The 7,359-nt window shown below is 68.3% G+C and carries 8 protein-coding genes; 6 read left to right on the plus strand and 2 right to left on the minus strand.

The features are described 5' to 3' along the window. Positions 1-218: 218 nt before the first annotated feature. Entirely contained in the window at positions 219-458 is a 240-nt protein-coding gene (locus ACTCB7_RS11085; RefSeq protein ID WP_463006720.1) for an antitoxin, read from the plus strand. Continuing rightward, on the plus strand, positions 455-874 hold the full coding sequence (locus ACTCB7_RS11090) for a type II toxin-antitoxin system VapC family toxin (RefSeq protein ID WP_163650752.1): 420 nt from the start codon (positions 455-457) through the stop codon (positions 872-874). The genes ACTCB7_RS11085 and ACTCB7_RS11090 overlap by 4 nt, the downstream gene beginning before the upstream one ends. A 157-nt stretch (positions 875-1,031) precedes the next feature. Here ACTCB7_RS11090 and ACTCB7_RS11095 read toward each other — a convergent pair whose 3' ends face one another. Both ACTCB7_RS11095 and ACTCB7_RS11100 read right to left on the minus strand, forming a co-directional pair. Then, positions 1,032-3,569: an ABC transporter permease gene (locus tag ACTCB7_RS11095; protein WP_463006721.1), complete on the minus strand. Its 2,538-nt coding sequence runs from the start codon at positions 3,567-3,569 to the stop codon at positions 1,032-1,034. Further along, positions 3,566-4,294 (minus strand): ABC transporter ATP-binding protein, encoded by a 729-nt coding sequence (locus tag ACTCB7_RS11100; protein WP_463006722.1) that lies wholly within the window; start codon positions 4,292-4,294, stop codon positions 3,566-3,568. The genes ACTCB7_RS11095 and ACTCB7_RS11100 overlap by 4 nt, the downstream gene beginning before the upstream one ends. 31 nt (positions 4,295-4,325) lie before the next feature. Here ACTCB7_RS11100 and ACTCB7_RS11105 point away from each other — a divergent pair, with 31 nt between their 5' ends. The 4 genes from ACTCB7_RS11105 (at position 4,326) to ACTCB7_RS11120 (ending at position 7,255) form a co-directional block, all read left to right on the plus strand. After that, a complete protein-coding gene (locus ACTCB7_RS11105) occupies positions 4,326-4,949 on the plus strand; it encodes an arylesterase (protein WP_463006723.1) in 624 nt (207 codons plus the stop codon). Between the two features lie 221 nt (positions 4,950-5,170). Beyond that, entirely contained in the window at positions 5,171-6,433 is a 1,263-nt protein-coding gene (gene glyA / locus ACTCB7_RS11110; RefSeq protein ID WP_163650755.1) for a serine hydroxymethyltransferase, read from the plus strand. A gap of 112 nt (positions 6,434-6,545) precedes the next feature. Beyond that, on the plus strand, positions 6,546-6,950 hold the full coding sequence (locus ACTCB7_RS11115; protein ID WP_224416706.1) for a nucleotidyltransferase substrate binding protein: 405 nt from the start codon (positions 6,546-6,548) through the stop codon (positions 6,948-6,950). Next, positions 6,950-7,255: a nucleotidyltransferase domain-containing protein gene (locus ACTCB7_RS11120; protein WP_224416707.1), complete on the plus strand. Its 306-nt coding sequence runs from the start codon at positions 6,950-6,952 to the stop codon at positions 7,253-7,255. Before ACTCB7_RS11115 ends, ACTCB7_RS11120 begins: the two co-directional genes overlap by 1 nt. Positions 7,256-7,359: the final 104 nt, after the last annotated feature.

Consider the following 7,359-nt stretch of genomic DNA (forward strand, 5'->3'; position numbering starts at 1 on the left):
AAGCTGGCACGCATCGCCTTTTCACTGATGAAGCATGAGACGGGATATCGCCCTCCAAGCCCCATCAAGGCTTGACGGGCAACATAGAATCTCCCACACCAATCCCTGTTCTTCGGTGCAGTCATCCCCGACGGCGGTGGCCGATTCAGTGTCAGCCTGGCCATTGCCCTGCCGAAGACATATGCTCAGGCATAGGCCAGCAAGGAGACGAGGATATCATGTCAACCGAACGCCATGTCCGCCTGTTCCGCAACGGCCGCAACCAGGCCCTGCGCATCCCGCGCGAGTTCGAGTTCGCCGGCGATGAGGCCATCATGCGCCGCGAGGGCGATACCCTGATCATCGAGCCGGTCAGGAAGCCCGGCTTGCTGAGCACCCTGAAACGGCTCGACCCCGTCGATGAGCCGCTGGGTGATGTCGATGAAGGCATGCTGCCACTCGATGATGTCGATTTATGAGCACCGGCGGCTACCTGCTGGATACCAACATCGTTTCCGCACTCGTGCGCGACCCGCATGGCCCCGTTATGGAGCGGATCGCCGCCGTGGGCGAGGAAGCCGTCGCAACCAGTATCATCGTCGCGGCGGAGTTGCGCTTCGGCGCAAGAAAGCGAGGCTCCGAGCGCCTGACACGCCAGGTGGAAATCCTGCTCGAGGTACTCGACGTGCATCCCTTCGAGCCCCCGGCCGATCGCCATTACGCCCGCCTGCGTCGGCAACTGGAACGAGCCGGGACGCCGATCGGCCCCAACGACATGCTGATCGCCGCTCAGGCATTGGCGGAACAGCGCGTCCTGGTCACCGCCAATGAGGGGGAATTTCGCCGGGTCAAAGGGCTCGAGGTAGAAAACTGGCTGGCTGAAGCCCCGCGTTGACGACGGGACGGCGCGGCAAGCCTTCTCGGGAAAGGGGATTCATCCCCGACGGCGGCGGCCCGGTGGCCGGCTCATCGCGACTGACGTCGCTCCCACAAGAAGTCGCTCCCACAAGAAGCCGCTCCCATCATGGATAGCGTCATATGGCGTCCGGTGGTCATCCCTCCCCCAGCAGCCCCAGGCTGGTCACGGGCGCCTGGCGGCGCACGCCCCGGGACAGCCCGTGGCCGATCGCGCCGATCAGCAGCGCCCCGCCGAGGGGCAGCACCAGCCACAGCAGGCCGTGCAGGCGCGGCGGCAGGGCCAGCCAGTGGTAGAGGCCGAAGGCGGCAAGCTCGGTGAGCAACGCGGCCATCAGCCCGCTGGTCAGCCCCAGCAGGGCGAATTCCACGCCCTGCACCCGCGAGATCAGCCGGCCGCCGGCGCCGAAGACCCGCAGCAGGCCGCTTTCGTGGGCGCGCTGGGCGTGGCTGGCGGTCAGGGCGGCATAGAGCACGCTGACCCCGGCCAGCAGCACGAAGGCCAGCACCAGCTCCACCGCGCGGGTCACCTGGTCGAGCAGCTCGCGCACCCGGCCGAGGATGGCGTCGACGTTGAGCAGCGAGACGCCCGGATAGGCACGCACCAGCCTGGCCAGCACATCGCCGTGGGCGGCGGCATCGAGGTGGAAGGCGGTGAGGTAGCTGTGGCCGTAGCGCTCCAGCACCCCGGGCGGGAAGATAACGTAGAAGTTGGGGCGGAAGCTGTCCCAGTCGAGGTCGCGCAGGCTGGTGATGCGCCCGGTGACCCGCTCGCTGCCGATGGTGAAGCTCAGGGTATCGCCGAGCCCCACGCCGAGCCGCGCGGCGAGCCCGCTTTCCAGCGAGATCGGCACCGGGCCGTCGCCACCCGCCTGTCCGGCGTCGGCGGCGAACCACTCGCCGGCCACCACGCGGTTGCCCTCGGGCACCTCGGTCTGCCAGGTCAGGTTGAGCTCGCGGCGCAGGGCGTTGTCGCCGCGGCTGTCTTCCGGCACCGCGGATTCCGGCGAGCGCCCGTCGATGGCGGTGATCCGCCCGCGCACCATCGGGTAGAGCGCGGTGCGGGTGTCGGCGACGGCGTCGAGCAGCTCGATGAAGCCCTCGCGCTCGGCGGGCTGGATGTTGATGGCGAAGAAGTTGGGCGTGTCGGCGGGCAGCTGGGTCTGCCAGGTGGTCAGCAGATCGCCGCGCACCAGGGTGATGATCGCCATCGCCGCGAAGGTCACGGCGAAGGCCAGCAACTGGCCGAGGCTGGCCCGGCGGCGACGCGCCAGCTGGCTGCCGCCCAGGCGCACCGCACGGCCCCAGCCGCCCTGCCGCTCGCTGCCGCCTAACGCCTTCACCGCCCGCAGCATCAGCCCCAGCAGCAACCAGCCCAGCCCCCACAGCAGCACCAGGGCGACCAGCCCGCCGGTCAGCAGTGTCGCGGCCAGAACCGGGTCACCGGAGTAGAGCCACAGCAGCGCGCCGAACACCAGCCCGGCGACCGCCACCACCAGCCAGGCGGCAGCCGGCAACGGGTCGAGCTCGCGACGCAGCACCTTGAGCGCGCTGACCCGCTTCAGGCGCAGCAGGGTCGGCCCGGCGAAGCCGATCAGCACCGCCAGCGCGGTGAGCACCCCGAGCAGCAGCGGCAGCACCCCGGGCGGCGGCAGCTCCAGCGGCAGGAAGCGGGTCAGCAGCGCCAGCAGCGCAGCCTGCCCGACCATGCCCAGCAGCGCCCCGGCCGCCGAAGCGGCCAGCGCCAGCCACAGCAGCTGCCAGGCGAAAAGAGTGCCCAGCCGGCGCTGCGAGGCGCCGAAGCAGCGCAGCAACGCGGCGGTATCCAGGTGGCGGTCGACGTAGCGCCGCGTGGCCATCGCCACCGCCACGCCGGCCAACAGCACCGCCGCCAGCCCGGCCAGGCTCAGGTACTTGTCGGCACGCTCCAGCGCGCTGCCCAGCTGGGGGCGGTCGTCGCGCACGTCCACCACCCGGACACCCTGGGCCGCCAGCCGTTCGAGGGTGTCCGACACCGCCGCGACCGCATCGGGCGACCCCTTGGCGAGCAGTTCATATTCGATGCGCGAGCCGGGGCGCACCAGACCGGTGGCCTCGAGATCCCCCCGGCGCATCATCAACCGCGGGCTGAAGGCCGAAAAGCCCGCACTCTGGTCGGGCTCACGCTCGATCAGCCCGGTCACGGTCAGCTCGCTGGCGCCGACCCGGACCATCTCGCCGAGCGTCACGTCGAGCAGCCGCGCCAGGCGCGGGGCGATCCACACGCCGCCCGGCTCGGGGCCACGGTCCAGCGCCTCGACACCGTCGCCGCGGTCGACACGCACGTCGCCGTAGAGCGGATAGGCGGCATCGACCACCTTGAGGCTGGCCAGCTGGAAGGCATCCCCGCGGCTGATCATCGACACCATGTCGACCTGGTCGGAGAGCGTCAGGCCGGCCTCGCGCAGGGTCGCGCGCAGGTCGTCGCCGAACGGCTCGCCCTGCTCGAGCTTGATGTCGCCGCCGGTGAGCTGTCCGGCCTGGCGGGTCAGCCCGCGATCCAGCCGGTCGAGGAAGAAGCCGATCATGGTCGTGGCGGCCACGGCCAGGGCCAGGGCGACGAACAGCGCGCGCACGTCGCCGGCCCGCAGGTCGCGGCGCAGCCCCTTGAGCGAGAGCGCGATCCAGTGGGTCATGCCTGTACCTCGTCGGGTCGCAGCGCAACCAGACGTCCGCCGTCCAGGCGCAGGCAACGGTCGCAGCGCCGGGCCAGGTGCGGGTCGTGGGTGACCAGCACCAGGGTGGTGCCGGCCTCGCGGTTGAGCGCGAACAACAGGTCGATGATCGCCCCGCCGGTATCGCGGTCGAGGTTGCCGGTGGGTTCGTCGGCAAACACCAGCTCCGGCTCGGTGACGAAGGCCCGCGCCACGGCGACGCGCTGCTGCTCGCCGCCGGAGAGCTGCTTGGGCAGGTGGTCGAGCCGCTCGCCGAGGCCGACCCGCGCCAGCCACTCGCGCGCCCGTGCCTGATGGTCGCGGCCCGGAACCAGCTCCAGCGGCAGCAGCACGTTCTCCAGGGCGGTCAGGGTCGGCAGCAGCTGGAAGTTCTGGAACACGAAGCCCACCCGGCCGGCGCGCAGCGCGGCGCGGCCGTCCTCGTCCAGCGTCCCCAGCGAGGCGCCGAACAGCGTCAGCTCGCCGCCGCTGGGCGTGTCGAGCCCCGCCAGCAGGCCGAGCAGGGTCGACTTGCCGGCCCCGGAACTCCCCAGAATGGCCACGCTCTCACCCCGGGACACGTCGAGATCCAGGTTGTCGAGGATCGTCAGCCGCCGTTCGCCACTGACGACCTGCTTGGTCAGGCCGCGAGCCTGTAGAATCGAGGAATCTTCAAAAGCGGATTCACGCGCCCGGGAGTTGGACATGAGACAAGCGTTCCCTGTAACTGGTCGGTTCATGCTGTTGCCCCTGCTGGTCATGTGGCTGGGGATGGCCTCGGCCTTCGCCGCCGGCTCCGGCACCACGCTGCTGGTGATGGGCGACAGCCTGAGCGCCGGCTACGGCATCGAGCGTGATCGCGGCTGGGTCGCCCTGCTCGACGCGCGCCTGCCGGACTCGGTCACGGTGATCAACGCCAGCATCAGCGGCGAGACCACCGCCGGCGGCGCGACCCGCCTGCCCGAACTGCTCGCACGCCACACCCCCGACATCGTGGTGATCGAGCTGGGCGGCAACGACGGGCTGCGCGGCCTGCCGCCCACCCAGATGCGCGACAACCTGGCCCGCATGATCGAGGCTGCGCGTGGCAGCGGCGCCCGGGTACTGCTGGTGGGCATCGAGGTGCCGCCCAACTACGGTCAAGCCTATGCCGAGGCGTTCCGCCAGGTCTATCACGATCTCGCCGAGCGCTACCAGGTGCCGCTGGTGCCCTTCCTGCTCGACGGCGTGGCGCTGGACGATTCGCTGATGCAGGACGACGGCCTCCACCCCAACGCCAAGGCGCAGCCGCAACTGCTCGACAACGTCTGGCCGGCACTGGAGAAGCTGCTGTCCAACGACAGGCGACTTCAGTCGCGATAAGCCAAGCACCTGTGGGAGCGACTTCAGTCGCGAGGAACCGGCCACCGGGCAGCGTCGTCGCAGACGAATTCCCTCCCACAAGGAATGCCCCAGGCTTCAGTCTGACTAAACCCGAGGTGAGAAATTCTCGGGCAGGCATGACCCCCTTTCATGTGAAAGCCTCCGGGGGGTGGAGTATCATGCCGGTTCGTTTCACCTCTCGACTCGAGGACTCTACGCCGATGTTCAGCCGTGACATGCAGATTGCCGGTTTCGATGATGCCCTGTTCGATGCGATGCAGAAGGAGAGCGCGCGTCAGGAAGCGCACATCGAGCTGATCGCTTCCGAGAACTATGCCAGCCCCCGCGTCATGGAGGCTCAGGGCAGCCAGCTGACCAACAAGTATGCGGAAGGCTATCCCGGCAAGCGCTACTACGGCGGCTGCGAGTACGTCGACGTGGTCGAGCAGCTGGCCATCGACTACGCCAGGGAGCTGTTCAACGCCACCTACGCCAACGTCCAGCCGCACTCCGGCTCGCAGGCCAACGGTGCGGTCTTCCAGGCGCTGGTCAAGCCGGGCGACACCGTGCTGGGCATGAGCCTCGATGCCGGCGGCCATCTGACCCACGGCGCCAGGCCCAACTTCTCGGGCAAGCACTACAACGCCGTGCAGTACGGCATCGACGACAGCGGCCGCATCGACTACGACGACGTCGCCCGGCTGGCCCGCGAGCATCAGCCGAAGATGATCATCGCCGGTTTCTCCGCCTACTCGCAGATCATCGACTGGGCGAAGTTCCGCGAGATCGCCGACGCGGTGGGCGCCTACCTGCTGGTCGACATGGCGCACATCGCCGGTCTGGTCGCCGCCGGCGTCTACCCGAGCCCGCTGCCCCATGCCCATGTGGTCACCACCACCACCCACAAGACCCTGCGCGGCCCGCGCGGCGGCCTGATCCTCTCCGCCGAGGACAACGCCGACATCGAGAAGAAGCTGCAGTCCGCGGTCTTCCCGGGCATCCAGGGCGGCCCGCTGGAGCACGTCATCGCCGCCAAGGCGGTCTGCTTCAAGGAAGCCATGGCGCCCGAGTTCAAGACCTACCAGCAGCAGGTGGTCGCCAACGCCCAGGCGATGGCCGGCGTGTTCCTCGAGCGCGGCTACGACGTGGTCTCCGGTGGCACCGAGGATCACCTCTTCCTGCTCTCGCTGATCAAGCAGGGGCTGACCGGCAAGGATGCGGACGCCGCGCTGGGCCGCGCCCACATCACCGTCAACAAGAACGCCGTGCCGGGCGACCCGCAGAGCCCGTTCGTCACCTCCGGCCTGCGTATCGGCACCCCGGCGGTGACCACCCGCGGCTTCGGCGAGACCGAGTGCCGCGACCTGGCCGGCTGGATCTGCGACATCCTTGACGCCATGCAGCAGGGCGATTCCGCCCAGGCCGAGGCCGACGTCAAGGCCAGGGTCGAGGCCGTCTGCGCGCGGCTGCCGGTGTATCGTTGAGAGTGTATCGCTGCCTGTAATGGCATGAAGCGATAGTGACGCTGGCGGGCCATGTCCTCGAAAGAGGCATGGCCTGCCTGCTTGTTGCGGACCTTCCGGAAAGGAGATGGCGATGAGTGAGGATATTCGCTGGCAGCAGCGGTTCGCCAACTACGGCAATGCCTTTTCCCAATTGGAGCAGGCGATCGAGGCGTATGGCGACACGACGCTGGACATCATCAAGGAAGGCGTCATCCAGCGCTTCGAGTTCACCCACGAGCTTGCCTGGAAGGTGATGAAGGATTACCTCGAACACGAAGGCATCCAGAACGTCACGGGGTCGCGTAGCGCCGCCCGCCATGCCTTCAACGTCGGCCTGCTGGAAGATGGACAGGTGTGGATGGACATGATCGAGACTCGCAACCATACGGTCCACGCGTATCGTCACAGCATTCTGGAAACCGAGTTCCGCAAGATCGTCGAGCGTTATTATCCGGCCCTGAAGCAGTTTCGCCAGACCATGGAGCGGTACCGCTGATGTTCGGCCTGCCGGAGAGCACGATCGAGGCCATCCGGGGTGCCCTCGCCGCCTGCCCGGGCCTGGAGAAGACCGTGATCTACGGATCACGAGCCAAGGGAACCTGTCGGCCCGGTTCGGATATCGACCTGGTACTTTACGGCGACGTTTCCGAGAGTGACGTGCTGCGCCTCCTGGACCGGCTGGACGCGCTCAACACCCCCTACCTCTTCGATGTGATCCGCTATCGGGACATCGACAGCGAGGCCCTGCGCGAGCATATCGCGCGGGTGGGGCAGCGATTCGATGATGCGGTGGCCCGGTGACCGGCTCATCGCGACTGAAGTCGCTTGTATGTTGGAAATGACCCAACACGGGCAGTATGGAGAAGACTTGCCGGGGTGGAGGGACGAAGATCGCATCTGGCCCC

This window comes from Modicisalibacter sp. (genome assembly GCF_055145905.1).

Excerpts from the sequence above, each read along its gene's own strand:
- glyA (WP_163650755.1), top strand. The coding sequence starts at position 5,171 with ATGTTCAGCCGTGACATGCAGATTGCCGGTTTCGATGATGCCCTGTTC.
- ACTCB7_RS11120 (WP_224416707.1), top strand. The coding sequence starts at position 6,950 with ATGTTCGGCCTGCCGGAGAGCACGATCGAGGCCATCCGGGGTGCCCTC.
- ACTCB7_RS11090 (WP_163650752.1), top strand. The coding sequence starts at position 455 with ATGAGCACCGGCGGCTACCTGCTGGATACCAACATCGTTTCCGCACTC.
- ACTCB7_RS11115 (WP_224416706.1), top strand. The coding sequence starts at position 6,546 with ATGAGTGAGGATATTCGCTGGCAGCAGCGGTTCGCCAACTACGGCAAT.
- ACTCB7_RS11095 (WP_463006721.1), bottom strand. The coding sequence starts at position 3,569 with ATGACCCACTGGATCGCGCTCTCGCTCAAGGGGCTGCGCCGCGACCTG.
- ACTCB7_RS11100 (WP_463006722.1), bottom strand. The coding sequence starts at position 4,294 with ATGTCCAACTCCCGGGCGCGTGAATCCGCTTTTGAAGATTCCTCGATT.
- ACTCB7_RS11105 (WP_463006723.1), top strand. The coding sequence starts at position 4,326 with ATGCTGTTGCCCCTGCTGGTCATGTGGCTGGGGATGGCCTCGGCCTTC.
- ACTCB7_RS11085 (WP_463006720.1), top strand. The coding sequence starts at position 219 with ATGTCAACCGAACGCCATGTCCGCCTGTTCCGCAACGGCCGCAACCAG.